This is a genomic window from Neptunomonas concharum (genome assembly GCF_008630635.1).
Classification (GTDB): Bacteria; Pseudomonadota; Gammaproteobacteria; order Pseudomonadales; family Balneatricaceae; genus Neptunomonas; species Neptunomonas concharum.
In genome coordinates this window covers 622,330-643,504 of record NZ_CP043869.1, presented here as the reverse complement: position 1 = coordinate 643,504, position 21,175 = coordinate 622,330, and the positions used below count along the sequence as shown (strand labels likewise).

Here is a 21,175-nt window from a genome sequence, read left to right as displayed (position 1 = left end):
AATACCTACAAAGAGTTAAGGGAGGCTCAGCGTTTTGAGCGTGCCATTGCCGCCCGCTAACAAAAGCGTTTTATCGTTCAACCAAAGCGCGTCGCGAATATAGGCCGATATGCCGGTGGGGTTGCTCGATTGCCAGACGTCACCTGATGTATCGTTTTTAAGCAAAACACCGTTCTCACCAACGGCTACTCTTTGCTTTCCTCCAGTGACACCATACAAAGGAGCTACTGTTCCAGACGTTTGTCGTTCCCAGCTTTCACCGGCATCACGCGTCGCCATCACTCGACCATCTAAACCGACAACCCAGCCATGTTGACGATCCTGAAAAAAAGCGGCTTGGGGGTAGAAGTCTTCGGGTATGGGTTCAAGTGGGAACCAGTTCTTACCGGCATCATCTGTTCTGAATACCAGACCAAATTCACCTGTAAGATAGGCCGTCTGTTTGGTGAGAAATTGGATACCCGTTAACATGGCATCTTCATTTAAGGTGCTCTCTTGCCAACTCTTCCCATGGTCTTTAGAAACCATTACGGTAGAGAAGCTACCAACAGCCCAAATGCTGTTATCTGGTGAACACGTTAAGTCGAGTAAGTTTTCAGACGTAGGGATTGATTGAGGTTGCCAAGACTGTGCGCCATCAGTGCTCGTCCATAATGTCCGATCAAAGCTCAGAGCAATAAATCGTCCATCTTCACATGCATCAACATCTATCAACCCTGGCTGTCCTGGAAGTTCAGTACGCCGCCAATTTAAGGAGTTCACATCTGCTGCCAGAATGACTCCTTGATTCCCAACAGCAACCACTTGTTGAGTATGATGTGCTAGGGCTTGAAATTGATCGGTTCGACGTATCGGGTTTTCGAGTTCTTTTCCGATACCGCTCAGATCCAACTTTGCTTCACACCCTCCCATCACAACGGGAAGAGTCAGCATGACTGCCAGCCGATAGCTGGCCGGCTTTTTTTGTATCTTAGAATCATTCATTTTTATTTTTCTTTTTTGAATTTACGACAGGCTATGTGCCTAAACTGATGTAGAGCAATGGCTGTGCCAGTGCCAAAAAAAGCAGATAATTTTTTAATTATTTCTTATTATTCATAAGGTTATAGATTCAAAACGTTAGATATTCTAAATATGCAGCTGTAATCAGATGCGCTAAAGCCTCATTAAACTGATGAAATAATCACTTATTCACACGGCGATTTAGCAAATCATCACTTTTTACTAAACCGATTTTTAGGCATAAAAAACCCCGCCGAAGCGGGGAAAATACGGTCAGGTACTAACCGTCGATGAGTTGAAAAAGCTCTGAAACTAACGCCCCAGTTTTTTGGCCGATTGGCCCCCAATACCAAAATGCTGTTTAGGCATTTCAGTAATGATCACACGAATATTTTGCTCAGGGGCGTCGATTGAGCGAGCGATGGCAGATGTTACTTCTGCTATCAACTGTTCCTTTTGCTCATCACTACGTCCCTCCATAATGTGCAGCTGTGCTATTGGCATAGACCCTCCTATACAAAGCGTGCAGTGATCGCACCTAAACCTTGATAACGAATATTAATAGCATCCCCTTTATTCACAGTAACAGCCGCGGTAATGCCCCCTGTCATAATAAAAGTACCGGCGGGTATCTCTTCTCCTCGCTCACCCAACATATTAGCTAGCATGGCAACCGAAGCGGCGGGATGACCAAGCACGGCTGCACCGGCTCCCGTAGCCACGATCTCACCGTTGATCTCCATCACTACACCCAATGTTTGAAGATCAACATCTTCAACATTCGCCATACGACCACCGGTGATAAATCGACAAGAGGATGAGTTATCTGCGATCACGCTTTTCAAATCAAACTTGAAATCCTTATAACGGGAATCAATGACTTCTACCGCAGGGATCACAAAGTCAGTGGCTCTTAGTACATCTCCAATATGCACACCTGGGCCTTTCAGCGGTGCTTTTGTCACAAAAGCGATCTCTGCTTCAATCTTTGGATGAATCAGTTCATCCATCTGAATTTCCCCACCCTCTGGTACGCTGAAATAGTCCGCCAGATAGCCATAACAAGGGTGTTCCACCCCCATTTGGGCCATTTTCGCCCACGACGTCAGCCCCATTTTCATACCCACAATTTTATGGCCACGTGCTTCTTTACGGCGACGTGCCGCCCATTGAATATCAAAAGCATCTTCGTAGGTCATGTCGGGGAAATCATCCGTGATCTTGGTGATTTCGTATGCCTGCAACTCTGCATTCTCACAATGAATCGCCAGTTCTTCTATCTGCGCTTGCGTCAAATTACCCATTAGATCAGCCCTCGTTGCTTAGCCATCGTTAACGCCAGATCTTCGATCATATCTTCCTGGCCACCTACGGTGCCTCGACATCCCAACTCAACCAGAATATCTCGTGCCTGAATACCGTATTTAGCTTCAGCGCGTTTCGCAAACAGCAAGAAGGAAGAATAAACACCTGCATAACCCAACGTTAAAGCATCGCGGTCAACACGAATCGGATGATCCATCATCGGCACAACAAGATCTTCAGCCACATCCATGATCTTATACAGATCAATACCTGTCTGGACTTCCATACGATGCAATACAGCAACCAGTACTTCTAAAGGTGTGTTACCAGCACCGGCACCCAGCCCCGCAACAGAACCATCAATACGATTAGCGCCAGCTTCAATAGCAGCTAACGAGTTGGCAACACCCATTGCCATATTATGGTGGCCATGGAAACCTAGTTCTGTTTGAGGATTCAGTTCTGCACGTAAAAAGCCCAGTTTCTCTGTAACCTCATCCGGCAACATATACCCAGCGGAATCAGTGCAATAAATACAATTCGCGCCATAACTCTCCATCAAACGCGCTTGTTCCAATAGCTTATCTGCAGTCACCATATGCGCCATCATAAGAAAGCCGACCGTATCCATCTCCATTTTGGCGGCCATACCTATATGCTGCTCAGATACATCCGCTTCTGTACAGTGTGTTGCTACCCGAATAGTCGTTACGCCATGATCTTTCGCCATCTTCAGGTGGTCGACCGTACCAATGCCCGGTAACAATAAAGCCGACACCTTAGCATTTTTCATTTTTGGAACGACTGCACTGAGATACTCCTCATCACTATGGGCAGGGAAGCCATAGTTAAGCGAAGTACCGCCAAGACCATCGCCGTGGGTAACTTCGATCAGGGGCATACCCGCTTCATCCAAACCTGTTGCAATGGACACCATTTCGTCCAATGAGATCTGATGACGCTTGGCATGCATCCCGTCTCGCAAACTCATATCATGCAGAGTGACCTGTTTACCTTTAAGATTCATACTATTTCTCCTCTGCTTAGCCGCGCGCCGGTAAAGTGATTGTGCCGTTTGCCGCTTCTTCCGCGAACATTTCAGCAGTGCGTAATCCCGCCGCCGTCATAATGTCAAGGTTGCCAGCATACTTGGGAAGGAAGTCACCCAGCCCTTCTACTTCCATGAAAACAGAGACTTTATTTCCATCAAAGACAGGGCCATTCACAAGACGATAGCCAGGTACATACTTCTGTACCTCTTTAACCATGGCGTGAACGGATTCGGTAATAGCCGCCTGATCAGGAGCACTTTCAGTCAGACAGTGGATAGTATCCCGCATCATCAGAGGTGGTTCGGCTGGGTTGATAATAATGATTGCCTTACCTTGTTTCGCCCCACCTACCTTCTCAACCGCACCCGACGTAGTACGGGTAAATTCATCGATGTTCTGACGCGTCCCAGGCCCAACAGAACGAGAAGAAACAGTCGCCACAATTTCACCATACTCAACTGGCTGCACTCTTGAAACAGCAGCCACCATAGGGATAGTGGCTTGACCACCACACGTCACCATGTTGACATTCATCTCAAGATTTTTCGCATGGTCCTGCAAATTAACAGGGGGCACACAATAGGGACCAATCGCCGCTGGTGTCAGATCCACCATAATGACCCCAAGCTCATTTAATTTACGGCTGTTTTCTGCATGCACATAAGCAGATGTTGCATCAAACGCCACACGAATATCGTCAGCAACGATATGCGGCAAAATTCCATCCACACCGGTAGAGCAGGTTTTGATTCCCATCTGCTCAGCACGCTGCAGCCCTTCAGAAGTAGGATCAATACCCACCATCCAAACAGGTTCGATCCACTCAGAGCGCTTCATTTTCATAAGAAGATCGGTACCAATATTGCCGGGGCCGATAATGACGGCTTTTAGTTTTTTACTCATAGTTGATCTCCTACCTTAAACGAAACGAACGGAGGCACGACCAATACCGCCGATGCTCACGCTCATAAAGTCACCAGCCTGAACAGGTTCTAAAGGCACCAATGAGCCTGAAAGAATGACTTCACCAGCCTTCAAACCAATACCAAAACTACCTAGTGTATTAGCTAACCAAGCCACACAGTTAACCGGGCTACCCAGCGCAGCCGCACCTGCGCCTGTGCTGAGAATGGCACCATTTTTTTCTACCACCATGCCACAGGTTGCCAAATCTACTTTACGCGGATCTACGGCAGAATCTCCCAACACGAAAAGACCACATGAGGCATTGTCTGCAACGGTATCCTGAATTTTGATTTGCCAGTTTTCGATACGCGAATCGACGATTTCAAAGCACGGCATCACACATTCAGTGGCGGCCAGAACATCTGCATTAGTAACGCCAGGTCCCATCAAATCTTTTTTAAGGATAAAGGCGATCTCACCTTCAGCTCTGGGTTGAATAAGCCGCTCACTGATTGGCATCTCTTCACCTTGGTTATAAGCCATCTTATCCGTCAGATAGCCAAAATCTGGTTGGTGAACATTCAGCATGTTTTGCACTGCTTTGGAGGTCACACCTATTTTTTTACCTATAATCTTTTCGCCGGCTTCAACACGGCGCTCAACCATACGAAGGGAGATGTGATAAGCATCTTCAATCGAGATATCACTAAAACGCTCTGTGAACGGTCGTAATGTGTGGCGTTGCAGCATCGCTTCAAAAAGCTCATCGCCACAGGCCATAATCTGTTGTTGATCCATAATGATTCCTCGTAGCGACTCAAAGTTTGATGCAGATGTTTTTCAGCTCTGTATAAAATTCCAATCCATGGACACCCCCTTCACGGCCAATGCCTGATTGTTTAGCGCCACCAAATGCTGTTCGTAAATCTCGTAAAAACCAGCTGTTAATCCAGACCAAGCCCGTTTCCATCTGCTCGGCTACCCGCACAGCTTTTGCACTGTTCTCAGTCCAGATCGCGGCCGCAAGCCCATAATGGGTATCGTTAGCCAGCGCGATAACTTCCTCTTCTGTATCGAAGGGACGAATGTGGCAGCAAGGGCCGAATATCTCTTCATTGATTACACGCGCATCATCCTTGAGGCCTGTCCAAATAGTCGGCTCAACCCAAGCACCATTATTCAAATCCACTCCCATATCAGGGATACCACCACCAATCTCTACGGTCGCACCTTCTTCCACCGCCAGCTGATAATAGGAGATCACTTTATCCCTATGCTCCAAGCTGACTAAGGGGCCGAAATTAGCTTCGGGATCTTCTGGGCGTCCTAGCTTGAGCTTGGCAACTTCTTCTTTCATTCTTTTAAGAAAGGCGTCGTATATAGGACGTTCAACATAGACACGCTCCGTTCCTAAACATACCTGCCCACAATTGACGAAAGCAGAACGCATTGTGCCCTCAACAGCTTTTTCCAAATCGCAGTCTGCAAAGACAATACCTGGGTTTTTACCACCGCATTCCAATGAAATATTTCGTAAGCCTACTGAAGCGGCTTTCATGATTGCCTCACCCGTACGAGTTTCACCCGTAAAGGTAATGGCATCCACCAGCGGATGAGTGGTGAGAAATTCACCTGCTGATTGCGGCCCAAAGCCATGAACCACATTGAACACGCCCGCAGGTACGCCACACTCATTCATAACTTCTCCCAACAACGTTGTTGTTGCAGGGGTTTCCTCAGAAGGCTTCACCACAACCGTATTACCACAGGCTAGCGCAGGCCCCACCTTCCACGTCATCAATAGCAGAGGCAGATTCCAAGGAGAGATCACAGCAATTACGCCTTTTGGCGTACGATGCCCTACATTAAGGGCTCCTTTTCCGTCCGGTGTATCCAGTCGAAATCCTTCGGTAGGATGGTTGGATAATGTTTCAGAAAACGCTTTAAAATTAGCAGCGCCCCGGGGAATATCGATATGACATGCGATACTGTGAGGCTTTCCTGTATCTAGGCACTCCGCGTGCAAAAACTCATCAAAACGCTCATTTATTCGATCCGCTACTTTATTCAGCAAAGCAGTACGTTGTGCTGCAGTCATTCGACCCCAGGGCCCTTTGAGCGCCTGTTTTGCTGCTTTTACAGCAGCATCCACTTCTATTTGGCCCGCCTCATGCACCATACCAATGAGACTGTTATCCACAGGGCTGCGGTTTTCAAAGGTCTTGCCGTTCACCGATGCGGTGTATTCACCGTTGATAAAATGTCTGAATTCTTTCATGTTGTTCTCTCATTACTGGCAACCCAGTATCGACAGCAGGCAAACGAAGGGGAGGTAAGCCTGCTGTCGATCTCAATTAGGTTAAGGCCGTCAGGAAGCGCTCATTTAATTGACGATCGTGATAAAAGATTGCTTTGCCTAAGGAGTCTGTTGTCCACGTCACTGGCTCATGATCAGGGTAGTGATAATCACCTCCACAGAAGACTTCTGAGCGGTTTCCCGATGGATCAAAGAAGTAGATCGTTTTGCCATGGGTCAAACCATGTCGTGTAGGGCCGATATCGATAGATGTATCCGTCATTGAAATCAGATCCGCTGCGCGCAGCACATCCTCCCAAGTTTCCAGGTAGAAAGAGGCATGGTGGAACTTGTTTTTTTCTGGATGTTTTATAAACGCAACATCGTGAGCTTTCATTGAAGCGGTTAAAAACTGCGCTACTCGCGTATTATTTTCATCCAACACTTGCTCTGCCAAATCAAAACCCAATACCTCAGTAAAGAGTTTCAGAGTCCCATCCAGATCATCACCGTAAAGCAAGCAGTGATCAAAGCGTGTTGCCTTGATGCCGGTTAAGCCCCGCGGCCAAGCCTCTGGATTGGTTGGAGAAAGGCCCCATTTTCCGGTTTGCTCTTTTGTCGCATATATTTCGAAGTGATGCCCTGTTGGTGAGTCAAAGCGTACTCGACGACCGCATCCCTTTAGCTCACCCGCAGGAATGTCTTCGAGCTGGCAGCCAAACGCGATCAACTCTTCACGTAATTGGTCCACAACAGCCTCGCTGACACATTTGTAACCGGTGAAGTCCATGCCCGGTGTATCAGACTCCCTTAGGACAACCGAGAATTTGTCCACCTCTGTCCACCCTTTCAGGTAGACACGTCCTTGATCATCTCGATCCATCTCGATGAGTCCTAAAAGATCTCGGTAGTGTTTCAATGCCTCATCCATATCCAAGACCCGAATCTGGATATGACCAGGTCTCATTACGCCTTTTTTCATTGTTCCATCCTCTTCTTATTCTTCACGATAAGGGTGTGTTTCTTTCTTAAACTCAAAGTGATCCGATTCAATACACAAATCACCCATAGGTATCACGCGGCACGCTAATGCATACCCCTCCTGCATCTCTTCTTCTGACACATGGGCACGGCTCATGCGTTTCGTGCTGTAAGCTCCTTTGACTATGCGGACTTTGCACATGCCGCACCCTCCCCCTCGACAACCGATATTGATTGCTTGGCAACCAACCTTTTCCATCCCCTGAAGCAACCCTTGTCCAGGTGGGCAATGGAAGCTCTCTTTGCGGTTAACAACGAAGATTTCATAGGTTTTCATGCACACCTCAGATTCGCTTGAACAAAGCTGAGCGAGTTTGATCTTCAACGCCATCGGCCGCTGTTAGAAACCGTTCCATATGGATATCGCGTTCAAACAAGCGCCCTTGCATCAAGGTAGTAATCGCGGCATCAATCATGGGAGGGGGCCCACAGAGGTAAGCTTTATGACCCGAAAAGCGATTATCGAAGTAGCTCATCGCTGCTTCATGCACATAACCGGTAAACCCATCCCACTGATCACCCGCTTCTGGAGCATTTAACGCAGGAATATAGTGGAAATTGCTATTTTCAGCCGCTAGCGCTTCAAAGAGGTTTCGGTTATATAGCTCCGAAACGTTGCGTGCTCCTTGAAAAAGATAAATTTGTCGCTGATCCCCCTCCTCTAACAAGTCAAGAATCATTGATTGCGGGCTGGAGAGGCCGGAGCCTCCGGCAATAAAAATCGCATCCTGCTCATCGGACTTGCGTACAAAAAACTGCCCGTATGGGCCGCTAATATCTAACGTATCACCCACCACTAGTTTATTGTGTAACCAAGAGGTACCCGCTCCTTCTGGCACTAAACGCACATGCAGCTCCAGCTGTTTATTGTCGGAAGGCTTATTAGCAATCGAGAAAGCTCGCACGCCTTCAACGCCGGGAATACGAAGGTTGATATACTGGCCTGCCTGAAATTCCATCTCTTCATCCAATGAAAACCAGATTCCCTTAATGGTGGGAGACAGATCTTTTATCTCAGTAACCGTGCCTACAAAGTCCATAACGGGATAACCCGCAAAATCCGGATCGACATCGATATCAGCCTCAATCACCAAATCTGACTCAGGAATAGCGCAACACGCCAGTACTTTGCCCTCCTCCCGCTCCATATCCATCAATGCGAAAGGAGAGGCATTACCAATATCAACATCTCCCTCTACAACCTGTACCTTGCACGTTGCACAGGTCCCGTGACCGCAAGCGAAGGGTAACCAGACACCTTGGCGTAGTGCCGCGTCCAGCAAGGTCTGTCCCTCTTCGACCTCTATAATGTCACCGGTAGGTTCCACTGTGACTTCAAAGCTCATAGTCGACTCCTTAGACGCCAGCGCCGGCGAATCCTTTAAGCTCAGGGGTACAAAAGCGCAGTACGGATTTGTGACCAATGCCTTGAGCTTGCAACGACTGATTAAAATCAGGCGCAAAAGGAAGTCCATCCAACAGCCATGTTGCTTTTTTCAAATCAACTTTTGACCACTCGGGGTGCAGGCTGAATGCCTCAGGCATGACATCATTAGCCAATGCTTCAAAGGGCATCTCTGGCGGTAACGGATACGCAAAAGGCGCACAAAACATTAAGTGGTGATCCCACCCCACATAAACCACTTGGTTGCCATGGAAATTTTCCAGCCTATCTTTCATATCGCCTCTATAGTCCGGCGTAATTGCTTTAACTGGCATATTTTTTGTCCTATCACTGCGGGGCGTCGGGCGCCCCAATGGTTATTCTTATTAGGCGACACCTTTCCACGCATTCCAGCGTTTCTCATCGGGCGAGTCTTTCATGTCCATATTGTCCGCGCCCAAGTTCATGCGGTAATACTCACTGAGGATTTCCTCAACGCCTGGGCCTCCACAATTACCTTGGAAAATCTGATGTACAGGCAGCCAAGACTGGATATATTTTTCCGGCTCATCATCGAAGATGTCCTTACACCCATCTGAACAGAAGTGATACTTGTTATCTTGATAGTCAGAACTTCGATAAGCCGTTAGCGTTGGATCATCCATCTCGGTAAACAGCATAGGAATCTGGCAAGTGGTACATAGCTGCGGCAATGCTTTGGTATAGAAGCGCTCACCTTTTGCCTCCATCTCTTTAGCGAGTTCCCAGCGCGGGCGATAGTACTTATCAAACGTATCGGGGTATTTTTCACTTAACCAGTCCAACTCTTGGTCTGTTGGAATCCATGTATGGAATCCCGCCGCGTGACCGTGGGTATAGAAAGTCCACCATGCTTGGTGAGAGATATGCTCTTTCTCTTTTTCGATAATATCGGCGTACTTCGGCATACGGATGCCATAGCGGGCTAGGTCTTTAAATAAAGCACCACCGGCCTCTTCAAAGTACACTTCCCACGCCTCCTTCCAGGACATCACTTTATTAGGAAGCATGTAGTCCATCATCATCGCAACGATGGTTAATAAACGCGTTCCACGCCAGAACCACTTATCAATCCACTTTTGCACAATGGGTACATTGTCTTCATGCTGTTCAAGAAGGAACTTGATGACTTCCAACCCTAATGTCATGTGCCTAGCCTCATCTGACTGAGCAGAGAAACCGAAAGTTACGGTAGCCATATCACCATTGTGTGCAGCACCCGACATAAATGGCACAAACAATAGATTGGTCAGTACATATTCAAAACTAAATCCAATGGCCACCATGAATTCAAACGGGCCAGCGCTGCGGGCATCATTAAAGAAGGATTTAGGAACGGAGAGATACCAAACGCGATCATGCATATGCGGCCATTCCTGCAGTCCATCAAAGAACTTGTTGTAATGGCTCATTGCATGAATCTGTGTCTGAACATGACGCAGCTCATCGATAGATTGCATTTGGCAGGCTACTCGTGCCCCAACACCACCAAACTGGCGCCCCGTATGGGCAAACCCCTGAAAAGCCTGATACTCTAAAGGCGAGACACCTGTCAGGAAGATCTTCAATGCATTGATATAGCGCGGATCAGTGACATTAAGGTGGCCGTTATTTTGGGAAAAGGCATCAAAAATAGCGTAAAGCTTCTTCTCTTTTTCCGCTTGGTATTTCCAATAAGAATCCATCGTTAAGCGAAACGGATCTTCCCATTTAGACCAGTCCGTAATTTTAATGCCTTCAAACTCTTCGTAAGGAAACGCCTCTTTACGATCTTGGTAAGAAAACTCCCAATCCAAGTCGCGGGTTAAAAGACGATATTTATCTTTAAGGTTTAGTTTTTTAGCTGCCATGGGGTTACCTTTTTATTATGTGTTCCACGTCAGACTGAGCTGATCGTCATCTTCATCAACATGTCCGCCTAACGTAATGAGGTTCAGGTGTAACTCCTGTACGTCCCAATCACGTCCTAGCTTTTCCTCAACGGTTTCCCGCTTCACCACGAGATGCCCTTCATTTTCAATGCGAATCATCGCGGGCATATGGATCACGGTTGCATCAGGATTATCATCTTCGATCGCTTCAACGATGTAGCGGGACAGATCATTGTCTTGTAGTGCGATATATACTTTTGACATAGGTGAATTCCTTATTGTTCTAGCCCAGCTTTCTTCAGGCGCTTATCCAGTACACTTAAAGCCTGCTCTAGTGCCTCGTCATTTAGCATCTCCTTGGCAACGGGAGATAGTGCCTCGGCGGCCTTGCCTCGCCATTTATCAGCCCAACCGCTGATCAAAACTTTATTTGCCTCACTCGCAACCGCCGTTTTCAAAACACTGTCACTCCATCGAGTAACCTCTTTGCTCCACTCCTGCATAAACTCCGTTAACATGGCGATATCCTGACCTCCATGGGCAACCAACCACTGATCGAACTGGTTAAAAAACAGGTCATATACGAGGGTGTCGATGACAACATCCTGTGCAACAAACAGCTCGAACCAATCTTTGGTCACCAGTGTTTCTTCGCACAATGCTCTAACGCCCTGCCACACGGGGTCGCTCATCCAACACGCTTTCGCTTCACTTAGAGAATCACCGGTATTGCCATCGAGAATCAGGCCAATTCGGGAGAGATACTGAGCATTGCCTAGTCGATCCATGCCATCAAACAACAACGCTTGTGTCATTGCTGTGCCATAGCCATTAGCCGTGCCATAGAGGTTGTTTAAGTTGGCTGTATGCTCAACGTGACGCAGAGGAATCAGGTAACGAATAATTTTTTCACGCACATCTTCGCCTAACGAGGCTGCCAAATTACGCTTCTCAAAGAAGGCATAGCTGTTTTCGGCCACTTCCTGCATACGAGCACGCTGCTGAACATAAGTGCCGTAGTAAAATTGACGAGGGTCTTTAAACGCATACCAGTCTTCCATAATGACAGCCGTCCGACGGCTATCATTCAGTTCAAATTCTGGTTGCCACAAAGGCTTATAATGAAAATTCGTTTCTGACTGGACGTCGTAGGTAGCTTCCTGGTAGCGAGTCGCAGGCTTATCCCCGAAACGACGCTCAATATGGGCAAAGGTGTTTCTTACCGGCTCTAACGTTGCCGTTTTTATCTCGATAGTCATTGAACTACCCCAATAGTTTGTTTTTATTCAAGAGGTTATTGGTGATCGTGATTGCGTGACATCAAAGTGTTATAGCCATAACGCCACTTCTCCATGTCCGCATCGACCTCAGCCATCTGCGCATCGGTCATGAAAAGAACATGGTTGTTTCGACAAAAATCATCAAAGACGCGTTGTGGCATGATGAGCTCAACAAACAAGCCTGGGTCACCAATGGCGAAGTCAAATTCCACAAACCGAGCCCCTTCGGGACTGCGAATTCGGACGAACTTTTTAAACTCAGGCATACCATCTGAGCTTTTGGTATGTAGCGGGACAATCTGGCCCTTTTTATTCTGTTGAGAAGGCGACATATTGCTGACCTGTTTTTGTTTTTATAGTGACCAAGGTTTAGCAATGGGTGTGCCAGCGAAAGAAAACGGTCAGGCAGCTATAGAATTAAGTATTTAAAAACATAAACTTAGATAAGAATAAAAATAAAAAATCAAACTAAACCCAGCAAAGTATTCTGATAAGTCACCCCCAACTTTCTTGATGATATGGTGAAAAAATACAGATCAATTCACGATTTGATGATCTAGTCTTGCGAGAGCATTCACCAAATATATACTTTCGTCTTACCCTTAGCTTAGGCTACTTCCATTCCTGTCCAGAATGGTTCATTAATAAAAAAAGGGTGCCCTAAGGGGTTTTCAAAATCAGCGCCGGTATAAAAAAAACAATGGCTAATCCACATGATTTGAAGTTTCCAGCTTTTGGAGATCTGCTGTCTAAGATTCGTTTTGAAAGTGATCAAGGAAAAATATGGCTCGATGAGCAACGTATGATTCTTGTTCATTCCAGCGTGATGGGTTTGCTCAGAAAGGAGCTAGTTGAAACTTTCGGCATTGAGCGTACCAAGGGTTTTTTAATGCGATTCGGCTATCACACAGGCTGGAAAGATGCTGAACTTGCTCACAAGCTAAGACCGAATATATCAACAGATGAAGCCTTTTTTGTTGGCCCCCAGCTGCATGGCATCAAAGGGATGGTGAATGTTAAGCCCATTGACCTCAATTTTGACGTAAATAAAGGCACGTTCTACGGAGAATTCAGCTGGTTCGACTCTTATGAGGCAGAAGACCATGTGCAAAATTTCGGTCTTTCAGAGGACCCAATTTGCTGGACATTGATCGGATATGCTAGCGGATACACCACTTATTACATGGGTAAAACTATCGTATTTAAGGAGGTCGAATGCGCAGGCTGTGGTGAACCTAATTGTCGTATTATCGGAAAACCAGCAGAAGAGTGGGAAGACCATGCTGAACTAGAACGCTTCATGCTCCCAGACCCCATTGCCGATGAACTTTTCTCTTTGCAATCTCAACTACAAACACTAAGAGAAAACTACCGTGATAGCAGCGCAGAGGAGGATCTTCCGTTTAATTCCGTTGGCCGCTCGGGAGGATTTAAAAATGTTTGCCAACTCATACGTAAAGCCTCCAGCAGCAAAATCACCGTCTTGTTGCAAGGCGAAACAGGTGTAGGAAAAGAGGTTATTGCACGGGATCTTCATTTAAACTCAGATCGCGCAGATAAACCATTTGTTGCGGTTAACTGCGCGTGTATCTCTCCAGATCTAATTGAAGCGGAACTATTTGGTGTAGAGAAAGGCGCATTTACCGGTGCAACTCAATCCCGAGAGGGACGCTTTGAGCGTGCTCATGGCGGCACTATCTTCCTAGATGAAGTCGTTGAACTCTCGCCAAGAGCTCAGGCATCCTTACTTCGTGTACTGCAAGAGAGCGAGTTAGAGCGCGTAGGCGATACCCGCACACGAAAAATCGATGTTAGAGTGGTTGCAGCAACTAATGAAGACCTTGAAGAAGCCGTACAACAAGGGAAGTTTCGGGCAGACCTTTTCTATCGGCTTAATGTGTATCCAGTGTATATTCCACCATTAAGGGAAAGAACCGAAGATATCCCCCTGCTCATTAACCACTTTCTGGAGAAGTATCACACGCTCTACAACAAACGGACTATCGGGGTATCAGATATGGCGATGCAAGCCCTGATGAATTACAAGTGGCCTGGTAATATCCGTGAGTTAGAGAACATGATTGAACGCGGCATTATCCTTACCGATAATAACCACCAGATTGAGCTTTCAAGCTTTTTCCCCTCCCTTAAAGAGCCTAGTCACCCATTAAATGTTATTAATAACCAAGGTCAACTGGCACATATAAACACCTCGGAACCAGATAATGAAGATTGGCTGGAGCAACTGCTCGGCGAGGACTTTTCACTCGAAGCGTTAGAACAAAAAATTCTCCTGCGTGCCATGGAAAAAGCAAATGGCAATGTTGCTCATGCGGCGCGTAGGTTAGGATTAACTCGCCCTCAACTAGCTTATCGCCTTAAAAAGCGAGAGGAGTGAAATTGAAGCTTTCCAGAGCAATAGAAAATACGTAAAATATTGATTATTAAGACCTCCCTGTAGTTCAACCGGATAGAACGAGGCCCTCCTAAGGCTTAAATCGGGGTTCGAGTCCCTGCGGGGAGGCCATTTTTAGCGTAGCAACGGGCCAAAGCTCCCATCGGGTAAGACCTCTGGGGACATACCCGACAACTTTTCAAGTAACAAGTATTTTTGTTTTTCCGCTTCGGACAAATTCATTCTAGTGGTCAGTCTGAGATAACGCTCAACCATCTTGATACGCTCCTCTCTTCTGGCTGACTGCGAGCGCGTGGACTCCAAAAAAAGCTGAGCCAGATTCAGTAGCGCTTTTGCATTCTTTGGATCATGCTCAATTGCCAACCCAAAATATCGGATAGCTTGTGGAACCTTCTCAGCCATATAATGCTTAACGCCCAAGCGATTCACTCGCTCGCTCATTTCTGGGTCATGAATCTGACGTTTTTGCACAACATCAACTGCTTCCTCTTGGAGCACAGGTAACTGATCCCCAGTGACTTCCAAAAGCGCTCTTTTAACATTTGCCTCTTCTCCCAGTATTTTTGCTTGCCGCTCAGCCTCTTGCAAATAACGGTTCGCATCATCAGTTTCACCTAGGTCACGGCTTAGCTGGCTCTTCAATAAAGCCGATTTAAATTTTAAAGTCTTGTCCTTCGGAAACTGAAATGAGGCATGATTCAGTATTTCATCGAATTGATTTCTAAGAACAATTTGGTCTCTTTCCGAAGCGCCTTCCATCTCCAGACGACGAACATTAGCGAGTTTTAGATAGGGGTCGGCTGAACGATAGCAGCTTTCTTTACCTAAGGAGATTGATTTGCGATAGGCAGACTCTGCTAGTGGCAAAGTTTTCGTATAAACAGCCACACGACCAAGCTCCATATGGCGCAAAAGGCTCAAGGGAGACTTTTTAGTAGCAGAGTGGAGTGCTTCTTGGGCGGGAACAAGCTCCCCTTGTCGCTCTAGGACATCCGCTAACAAATCGTAGGCAGACATCAGTAGAGGATATTTTTCGATAATATCTGTCAGTAATATTTTTGCTTCATCCAAGCGGCCCTGACCAACATATGCCTCAGCCAATGCGATACCGCTTTCTTTCTCATTGAAATGTTTGAAGCGATACTTGAAAAAATGCTCCGCCTCATCAAAGCGATTCATCTGCAACAACAAACGACCTTTGATAAGCTGAACATAATCATAGTTTCCGCCAGAAAGCTCAACTTGGTCACACAATTTTACAGCTTTATCCAGTTGCCCACGGCTGACGGCTTCATCCACGGCTGCTAAGGCTTCTTTTCTATACATCAAAAGATCTAACCTAGCTTTTAACTCTTCCATGGTGAAGGGCTTAGTAATAACCGCATCAGGTTTACTTTCTATGGCATGCAAGATTATCTCTTGGGAGGAATCACTTGTCATAAACACCCAACAGGCACCGGGCTTGATATAACCACGGTAACGAGACTCCTCCAGTAGCTGAATCCCTGAGAGACTATCACTGCTATTATGCCCAAGCAAAACAATATCAAAGACTTCTTCTCGAATCAGATCTAAAACCTGCTCATTGATAGTGACGGCTTCAATATTAGATACACCTAGCTGCCGAAGCATATATACAACAGTCGAGCGCATATTGCCGCTACTTTCGATAAGCAAAACCCTTTTGTTGGCGTAATCTATTTTTAACTCTGACACTCAGCGTGAAGCCCTTATGAGGAAAAACGTAATAGAGTACTCAGTATAAAAGTCATTGGGCGACGGGGGAAGCAATCTTCATAGGAAACAACTAGGTAAAAAAAAACACCGGCGAGGGTGAACGCGCGGTGTTTAATACAGTTCTATGCTGTCAGGTCATACTATCTTTCCGGGAAGATCTCACCATGATTCAGATCAAGCAAAATGAACTCTTTACCCTACTTAGACCTTCGACTAAGCAGTTCTATCGTGTATTTTCCAGTACACTGGAGAAAAAATATAATCAGAGTTGAAAGGGATTATGGCTACAACTTTTATCACCCATGATGATTGTGGACTTCACAATATGGGCCCGGAACATCCTGAAAGCCCAATACGTTTATTAGCAATTCGAAAAGTCCTTGAGCGCACCGGGCTGATTCAACAACTTGAAAAGTTGGAATCAGTTCATGTGACGCCTGAGCAGATTGCTATGGCTCATGCTTCCCTTCACCAGAAGCGCTTAGAAATGAAGCTTCCTTCCGAAGGGGTCGTCTATACCGATGAAGATACCGCGCTTTGCCCAGATTCACTCCATGCGGCAAGTTTAGCGGCAGGGTCGGCGATTCTCGCAACGAATCGAGTGCTCGCCGGTAAGACCAATAATGCTTTTTGCGCAGTACGACCACCAGGGCATCATGCCGAGCATAATGCTCCTATGGGCTTTTGCTTTTTTAACAACGTCGCCATTGGTGCAATGCAGGCCTTGCAGCACCCTGATATCAACCGCGTTGCCATTGTTGACTTCGACGTTCATCACTGCAATGGAACGGTAGATATCTTTAAAGATATACCTGAAGTTATGGTTTGCTCTACCTTCCAACACCCTTATTATCCTGAGCGCTATACCGATATCAAGCGGCCTAACATTATTAACTGCCCTATGCCAGCTTATAGTGAAAGTGCCTTTTTCAGAAACATGGTTGAAACCAATTGGCTACCAGCCTTGCAGAACCATAAGCCTGATATGCTCTTTATCTCTGCAGGATTTGATGCTCACCATGAAGACCCAATGGCAGATATAAACCTGAATGAAGATGACTACCGCTGGGTAACAAAATTATTAATGGATGTAGCAAGGGTTTACTCCCAAGGGCGTATCGTTTCCGTGTTAGAAGGAGGATATAACCCAGTCTCATTAGCGTTTAGTGTAGAAGCTCATATCGAAACACTAGCAGGCTACTGAAACAGTAATTTTATCGAAAAAAAAGGCCGCTCATTGAGCAGCCTTTTTTATTGGTTTGTATTTGCTAGTTAGCCAACAAACTTGATCATTACGCCTGCGGCCACAGCTGAACCGATAACACCGGCAACGTTGGGCCCCATCGCGTGCATCAACAAGAAGTTCTGGGAGTTCGCTTCCAAACCTAGCTTGTTAGAAACACGTGCCGCCATAGGTACCGCAGATACACCCGCAGAACCGATCAACGGATTAATCGAGTTGCCGCCCGCTAATTTGTTCATTAGCTTAGCCATCAGTACACCCATCGCTGTACCAATACCAAATGCAACAATACCTAGTACTAGAATACCAAGCGTCTGTACATCTAAGAACTTATCAGCGGATAGTTTTGATCCAACCGATAGACCCAAGAAGATAGTAACGATGTTGATCAATGCATTCTGAGCGGTATCGCTTAAACGATCAACCACTCCACATTCACGCATCAGGTTACCAAAGCAGAACATACCCAGTAGAGGGGCTGCATCAGGAAGCAACAACGCGACCAAAATCATCAAAGAGATAGGGAAAAGAATTTTCTCTGTCTTTGAGATATGGCGTAACTGCACCATTTTGATCTTACGTTCAGACTCAGTGGTCAACGCTCGCATAATAGGAGGCTGAATCAACGGAACCAACGCCATGTAGGAGTATGCCGCTACAGCAATCGCACCTAATAACTGAGGTGCCAGCATGCTTGCAACATAAATAGCTGTAGGGCCGTCCGCACCACCGATAATACCAATCGCTGCAGCGTCTTGGATACTGAAGTCCATGATGCCTAGTGTGGTTAGAGCAACGGCACCTAAGACGGTTGCAAAGATGCCAAACTGTGCAGCCGCACCTAAAAACAATGTCTTAGGATTAGCTAACAGCGGCCCGAAGTCCGTCATAGCCCCTACGCCCATGAAAATGAGCAGAGGCGCAGCGCCTGAAGCAATAGCTACAGTATAGAAGTTATACAACATACCGTTGTTGTAACCCGCATCATTAGCAACTAAAGAAGCAGCGGCATGAGTTGATGCGTTGGATACATGATAAGCATGAACCAATTCATGAGGGTCTGCGCCAGATGTTCCAAGCACGGACGCCAAAGCCGACAACACTTCCGGTTTAGCAAAGTGTATAGCATTCTCTACAGCTGAGAATGCCATACCCGCTTCCGGAATATTTGCCATAATACCGCCAAACCCAATCGGCACCAGCAACAGCGGTTCAAAATTCTTACGGATAGCCAAAAATAGCAGCAGCAGACCCACAAGGATCATCACAAACTGCCCAGGCGATATGTTATATAAGCCTGAGGCGAACCAAAGATCTAGAAGCTTTTCCATTCAAATTGACCTCTTACGCTAGAGATAGCAGCGAATCGCCTACCTGAACAGCGTCACCTTCTTTCACGTCAACAGAAGTTACGGTACCTGCACGAGCTGCACGTACCTCAGTTTCCATCTTCATCGCTTCCAGAATAACCAGAACATCACCTTCCTGAATAGCCTGACCAACAGATACCTGAACTTTCCAGATATTACCAGCCAAAGGCGCAGGGACAGGTTCCCCTTGACCTACAGGTGCAGCAACAGGCGCAGCGGCAGCAGCCGGTGCAGCAGCAACAGCAGAGATATCTCCGCCTTCTGCTACTTGAACAACATAATTCTGACCATTTACAGTGATTGTATAAACTTCTGGTCCAGTTTTCTTAGGTGCAGCCATAGCTTTCGCATCCTCCAGTGTAGGTGCAGGTTCAAACGCGTCTGGGTTGCCGCGATTTTCGAGGAATTTCAAACCAATTTGAGGGAATAGCGCGTACGTCAGTACATCGTCGATTTCATTTTCACCACCAACGAGAGAGATACCCTTCTCTGTTGCTAAATTACGCAATTCAGTGGTTAATTTCTCAACTTCAGGGTCTAGCAAATCGGCCGGGCGACATGTAATCGCCTCACCACCGTCTAGCACACGAGCCTGTAACTCCGCATTATAAGGAGCAGGTGCAGCGCCATATTCACCTTTCAAGACACCCTGAACTTCTTTCGAAATCGTCTTGTAACGCTCACCCATCAAAACGTTAATAACAGCCTGAGTGCCTACGATCTGGGAAGTTGGCGTTACTAGAGGTATCCAACCTAAATCTTCACGAACACGTGGGATTTCAGCTAATACGTCATCAAACTTATCGGATGCATTCTGCTCGCGAAGCTGACTTTCCATATTGGTCAACATACCGCCAGGTACCTGAGCAATTAGGATACGGGAGTCAGTACCGCGCAGAGAGCCTTCAAATTTTGCATACTTCTTACGCACTTCGCGGAAGTAAGCTGCGATCTCTTCCAGCTGTTCCAGATCCAGACCGGTATCACGATCTGTACCTTGTAAAGCTGCAACAACAGATTCAGTTGCCGTATGCCCATAGGTCATAGACATAGAGGAGATTGCCGTATCAACACGATCAATACCGGCTTCTACAGCTTTCAGAATTGTCATATCAGACAGGCCAGAAGTCGCATGAGCATGAAGCTGCACTTCTAAATCCGTTTGCGCTTTCAGACGAGATACCAAGTCGAATGCATCGTAAGGCGTCAGAATACCCGACATATCCTTAATAGCGATAGATTCAGCACCCATATCTTCCAAGGTTTTCGCGTATTCAACCCACATATCTGTGGTATGAACAACACTCTTCGTAAAAGAGATTGTTCCTTGGGCATGCTTTCCAGTTGCCTTAACTGCTTTGATGGCAGTTTCTAGGTTACGGGGATCATTCATCGCATCAAAGATACGGAAAACATCAACACCGTTTTTAGCAGCACGCTCAACAAACTTATTCACAACGTCATCAGCATAATGGCGATAACCCAAAAGGTTCTGGCCGCGTAATAGCATTTGTTGACGCGTGTTAGGCATTGCCGCTTTTAATTCACGGATACGATCCCAAGGATCTTCGCCAATATAACGAATACAAGAGTCAAATGTAGCTCCGCCCCAGCTTTCTAGGGACCAGTAGCCTACTTTGTCTAATTTTTCTGCAATCGGTAGCATATCATCGATACGCATACGGGTGGCAAAAAGAGACTGATGAGCATCTCGCAGAACTACGTCAGTAATTCCTAGCGGTTTCTTTGCATCGGACATGGGTAAAAGGCCTTCTGTCGATAATAGTGCACGAAATTTTGTAGTTACTTATCGTTTCTTATGAACGATATTTGTGAACAGCCGCTGACATAACAGCAACTAATTCATCGTTACCACCTTGTGCTACAGCAGCTGTCGCGACTCGCTGTGGCGCAGCTTTTGGCTGAGGCGCTGGTTCAAACTTTACAACAAGCTTTGACATAAAGTTCGTTACAAAAACCAGCAAGGTGAGGAACACAAAAACAAAGCCCATACCATAGACCATGAGGGAAAGGCCTTCTGATATCAGATTTTCCATCTGTGGCTGCTCCTAGTTGTTGATAGAAATATTGCTTTTCCTTAGATGGCCGCCCGTTTTTTGAGAAAATCGGCAACAGTAACATCCAAGTCTGCAACACTGGCATTAAACATTAAAAGCGATTCTGTAGCAACTTTGCCTTACTGTTATAGATCAAAAAGCAGCCTGTTTAAGCC

Annotated in this window: 21 protein-coding genes and 1 tRNA gene; 3 read left to right on the top strand and 19 right to left on the bottom strand. The window is 46.4% G+C overall.

The features are described from left to right. Positions 1-15: 15 nt before the first annotated feature. The 15 genes from F0U83_RS03070 to F0U83_RS03000 form a co-directional block, all read right to left on the bottom strand. Entirely contained in the window at positions 16-984 is a 969-nt protein-coding gene (locus F0U83_RS03070; RefSeq protein WP_246077622.1) for a WD40/YVTN/BNR-like repeat-containing protein, read from the bottom strand. Positions 985-1,314: 330 nt separating this feature from the next. After that, complete coding sequence (locus F0U83_RS03065; protein WP_138986468.1) at positions 1,315-1,506, bottom strand: 2-hydroxymuconate tautomerase; 192 nt, start codon at positions 1,504-1,506, stop codon at positions 1,315-1,317. Positions 1,507-1,514: 8 nt separating this feature from the next. Beyond that, positions 1,515-2,306: a 2-oxo-3-hexenedioate decarboxylase gene (gene dmpH / locus F0U83_RS03060; RefSeq protein WP_138986467.1), complete on the bottom strand. Its 792-nt coding sequence runs from the start codon at positions 2,304-2,306 to the stop codon at positions 1,515-1,517. Further along, positions 2,306-3,334, bottom strand: a complete 1,029-nt coding sequence (gene dmpG / locus F0U83_RS03055; RefSeq protein WP_138986466.1) for a 4-hydroxy-2-oxovalerate aldolase — start codon at positions 3,332-3,334, stop codon at positions 2,306-2,308. The genes dmpH and dmpG overlap by 1 nt, the downstream gene beginning before the upstream one ends. Before the next feature lie 16 nt (positions 3,335-3,350). Beyond that, complete coding sequence (locus tag F0U83_RS03050) at positions 3,351-4,262, bottom strand: acetaldehyde dehydrogenase (acetylating) (RefSeq protein WP_138986465.1); 912 nt, start codon at positions 4,260-4,262, stop codon at positions 3,351-3,353. A gap of 15 nt (positions 4,263-4,277) precedes the next feature. Next, positions 4,278-5,063 (bottom strand): 2-oxopent-4-enoate hydratase, encoded by a 786-nt coding sequence (gene dmpE, locus F0U83_RS03045; protein WP_138986464.1) that lies wholly within the window; start codon positions 5,061-5,063, stop codon positions 4,278-4,280. 19 nt (positions 5,064-5,082) lie between these two features. After that, positions 5,083-6,543 (bottom strand): 2-hydroxymuconic semialdehyde dehydrogenase, encoded by a 1,461-nt coding sequence (locus tag F0U83_RS03040; RefSeq protein WP_138986463.1) that lies wholly within the window; start codon positions 6,541-6,543, stop codon positions 5,083-5,085. 76 nt (positions 6,544-6,619) lie between these two features. Continuing rightward, a complete protein-coding gene (locus tag F0U83_RS03035; protein ID WP_138986462.1) occupies positions 6,620-7,543 on the bottom strand; it encodes a catechol 2,3-dioxygenase in 924 nt (307 codons plus the stop codon). 15 nt (positions 7,544-7,558) lie between these two features. Further along, a complete protein-coding gene (locus F0U83_RS03030; protein ID WP_138986461.1) occupies positions 7,559-7,879 on the bottom strand; it encodes a 2Fe-2S iron-sulfur cluster-binding protein in 321 nt (106 codons plus the stop codon). A gap of 7 nt (positions 7,880-7,886) precedes the next feature. Further along, positions 7,887-8,948 carry an NADH:ubiquinone reductase (Na(+)-transporting) subunit F gene (locus tag F0U83_RS03025; protein WP_138986460.1) on the bottom strand — a complete coding sequence of 354 codons (1,062 nt, stop codon included), beginning with the start codon at positions 8,946-8,948 and terminating at the stop codon, positions 7,887-7,889. Between the two features lie 10 nt (positions 8,949-8,958). Further along, complete coding sequence (locus tag F0U83_RS03020; protein WP_138986459.1) at positions 8,959-9,321, bottom strand: phenol hydroxylase subunit P4; 363 nt, start codon at positions 9,319-9,321, stop codon at positions 8,959-8,961. Positions 9,322-9,372: 51 nt separating this feature from the next. Next, positions 9,373-10,875: an aromatic/alkene/methane monooxygenase hydroxylase/oxygenase subunit alpha gene (locus F0U83_RS03015; protein WP_138986458.1), complete on the bottom strand. Its 1,503-nt coding sequence runs from the start codon at positions 10,873-10,875 to the stop codon at positions 9,373-9,375. A gap of 15 nt (positions 10,876-10,890) precedes the next feature. Continuing rightward, positions 10,891-11,160, bottom strand: coding sequence for an MmoB/DmpM family protein (locus F0U83_RS03010; protein ID WP_138986457.1), 270 nt, complete (start codon positions 11,158-11,160; stop codon positions 10,891-10,893). Positions 11,161-11,171: 11 nt separating this feature from the next. Next, positions 11,172-12,155, bottom strand: coding sequence for an aromatic/alkene monooxygenase hydroxylase subunit beta (locus F0U83_RS03005; protein ID WP_138986456.1), 984 nt, complete (start codon positions 12,153-12,155; stop codon positions 11,172-11,174). A 35-nt stretch (positions 12,156-12,190) separates the two neighbouring features. Beyond that, entirely contained in the window at positions 12,191-12,508 is a 318-nt protein-coding gene (locus F0U83_RS03000; RefSeq protein WP_246077620.1) for a phenol hydroxylase subunit, read from the bottom strand. A 368-nt stretch (positions 12,509-12,876) separates the two neighbouring features. On the opposite strand from F0U83_RS03000, the gene F0U83_RS02995 reads away from it, so the two are divergent. Both F0U83_RS02995 and F0U83_RS02990 read left to right on the top strand, forming a co-directional pair. Then, positions 12,877-14,574 (top strand): sigma-54-dependent Fis family transcriptional regulator, encoded by a 1,698-nt coding sequence (locus tag F0U83_RS02995; protein ID WP_138986455.1) that lies wholly within the window; start codon positions 12,877-12,879, stop codon positions 14,572-14,574. A 53-nt stretch (positions 14,575-14,627) separates the two neighbouring features. Beyond that, positions 14,628-14,703 (top strand) — tRNA-Arg (locus F0U83_RS02990). 3 nt (positions 14,704-14,706) lie between these two features. Here the strand turns inward: F0U83_RS02990 and F0U83_RS02985 are convergent. Further along, on the bottom strand, positions 14,707-16,308 hold the full coding sequence (locus F0U83_RS02985; protein WP_138986454.1) for a tetratricopeptide repeat protein: 1,602 nt from the start codon (positions 16,306-16,308) through the stop codon (positions 14,707-14,709). Between the two features lie 301 nt (positions 16,309-16,609). Here F0U83_RS02985 and F0U83_RS02980 point away from each other — a divergent pair, with 301 nt between their 5' ends. After that, positions 16,610-17,533 carry a histone deacetylase family protein gene (locus tag F0U83_RS02980; RefSeq protein ID WP_138986453.1) on the top strand — a complete coding sequence of 308 codons (924 nt, stop codon included), beginning with the start codon at positions 16,610-16,612 and terminating at the stop codon, positions 17,531-17,533. Positions 17,534-17,601: 68 nt separating this feature from the next. Here F0U83_RS02980 and F0U83_RS02975 read toward each other — a convergent pair whose 3' ends face one another. The 3 genes from F0U83_RS02975 to F0U83_RS02965 are packed head-to-tail and all read right to left on the bottom strand — an operon-like array spanning position 17,602 to position 20,999. Next, positions 17,602-18,903, bottom strand: a complete 1,302-nt coding sequence (locus F0U83_RS02975) for a sodium ion-translocating decarboxylase subunit beta (RefSeq protein ID WP_138986452.1) — start codon at positions 18,901-18,903, stop codon at positions 17,602-17,604. A 13-nt stretch (positions 18,904-18,916) separates the two neighbouring features. Then, the gene (oadA, locus tag F0U83_RS02970) at positions 18,917-20,701 is read right to left on the bottom strand and encodes a sodium-extruding oxaloacetate decarboxylase subunit alpha (RefSeq protein ID WP_138986451.1); all 1,785 of its coding nucleotides are present in this window, start codon (positions 20,699-20,701) and stop codon (positions 18,917-18,919) included. 58 nt (positions 20,702-20,759) lie between these two features. Then, the gene (locus tag F0U83_RS02965; RefSeq protein ID WP_138986450.1) at positions 20,760-20,999 is read right to left on the bottom strand and encodes an OadG family protein; all 240 of its coding nucleotides are present in this window, start codon (positions 20,997-20,999) and stop codon (positions 20,760-20,762) included. Between the last annotated feature and the right edge of the window lie 176 nt (positions 21,000-21,175).

Coding starts and splice junctions, on each gene's coding strand:
- F0U83_RS03040 (WP_138986463.1), bottom strand. CDS start 6,543: ATGAAAGAATTCAGACATTTTATCAACGGTGAATACACCGCATCGGTG.
- F0U83_RS03020 (WP_138986459.1), bottom strand. CDS start 9,321: ATGCCAGTTAAAGCAATTACGCCGGACTATAGAGGCGATATGAAAGAT.
- F0U83_RS03000 (WP_246077620.1), bottom strand. CDS start 12,508: ATGTCGCCTTCTCAACAGAATAAAAAGGGCCAGATTGTCCCGCTACAT.
- F0U83_RS03030 (WP_138986461.1), bottom strand. CDS start 7,879: ATGAAAACCTATGAAATCTTCGTTGTTAACCGCAAAGAGAGCTTCCAT.
- dmpE (WP_138986464.1), bottom strand. CDS start 5,063: ATGGATCAACAACAGATTATGGCCTGTGGCGATGAGCTTTTTGAAGCG.
- dmpG (WP_138986466.1), bottom strand. CDS start 3,334: ATGAATCTTAAAGGTAAACAGGTCACTCTGCATGATATGAGTTTGCGA.
- F0U83_RS02965 (WP_138986450.1), bottom strand. CDS start 20,999: ATGGAAAATCTGATATCAGAAGGCCTTTCCCTCATGGTCTATGGTATG.
- F0U83_RS02980 (WP_138986453.1), top strand. CDS start 16,610: ATGGCTACAACTTTTATCACCCATGATGATTGTGGACTTCACAATATG.
- F0U83_RS03050 (WP_138986465.1), bottom strand. CDS start 4,262: ATGAGTAAAAAACTAAAAGCCGTCATTATCGGCCCCGGCAATATTGGT.
- F0U83_RS02995 (WP_138986455.1), top strand. CDS start 12,877: ATGGCTAATCCACATGATTTGAAGTTTCCAGCTTTTGGAGATCTGCTG.
- F0U83_RS03070 (WP_246077622.1), bottom strand. CDS start 984: ATGAATGATTCTAAGATACAAAAAAAGCCGGCCAGCTATCGGCTGGCA.
- F0U83_RS03065 (WP_138986468.1), bottom strand. CDS start 1,506: ATGCCAATAGCACAGCTGCACATTATGGAGGGACGTAGTGATGAGCAA.
- F0U83_RS03035 (WP_138986462.1), bottom strand. CDS start 7,543: ATGAAAAAAGGCGTAATGAGACCTGGTCATATCCAGATTCGGGTCTTG.
- F0U83_RS03015 (WP_138986458.1), bottom strand. CDS start 10,875: ATGGCAGCTAAAAAACTAAACCTTAAAGATAAATATCGTCTTTTAACC.
- F0U83_RS03010 (WP_138986457.1), bottom strand. CDS start 11,160: ATGTCAAAAGTATATATCGCACTACAAGACAATGATCTGTCCCGCTAC.
- F0U83_RS03005 (WP_138986456.1), bottom strand. CDS start 12,155: ATGACTATCGAGATAAAAACGGCAACGTTAGAGCCGGTAAGAAACACC.
- F0U83_RS02975 (WP_138986452.1), bottom strand. CDS start 18,903: ATGGAAAAGCTTCTAGATCTTTGGTTCGCCTCAGGCTTATATAACATA.
- F0U83_RS03025 (WP_138986460.1), bottom strand. CDS start 8,948: ATGAGCTTTGAAGTCACAGTGGAACCTACCGGTGACATTATAGAGGTC.
- dmpH (WP_138986467.1), bottom strand. CDS start 2,306: ATGGGTAATTTGACGCAAGCGCAGATAGAAGAACTGGCGATTCATTGT.
- oadA (WP_138986451.1), bottom strand. CDS start 20,701: ATGTCCGATGCAAAGAAACCGCTAGGAATTACTGACGTAGTTCTGCGA.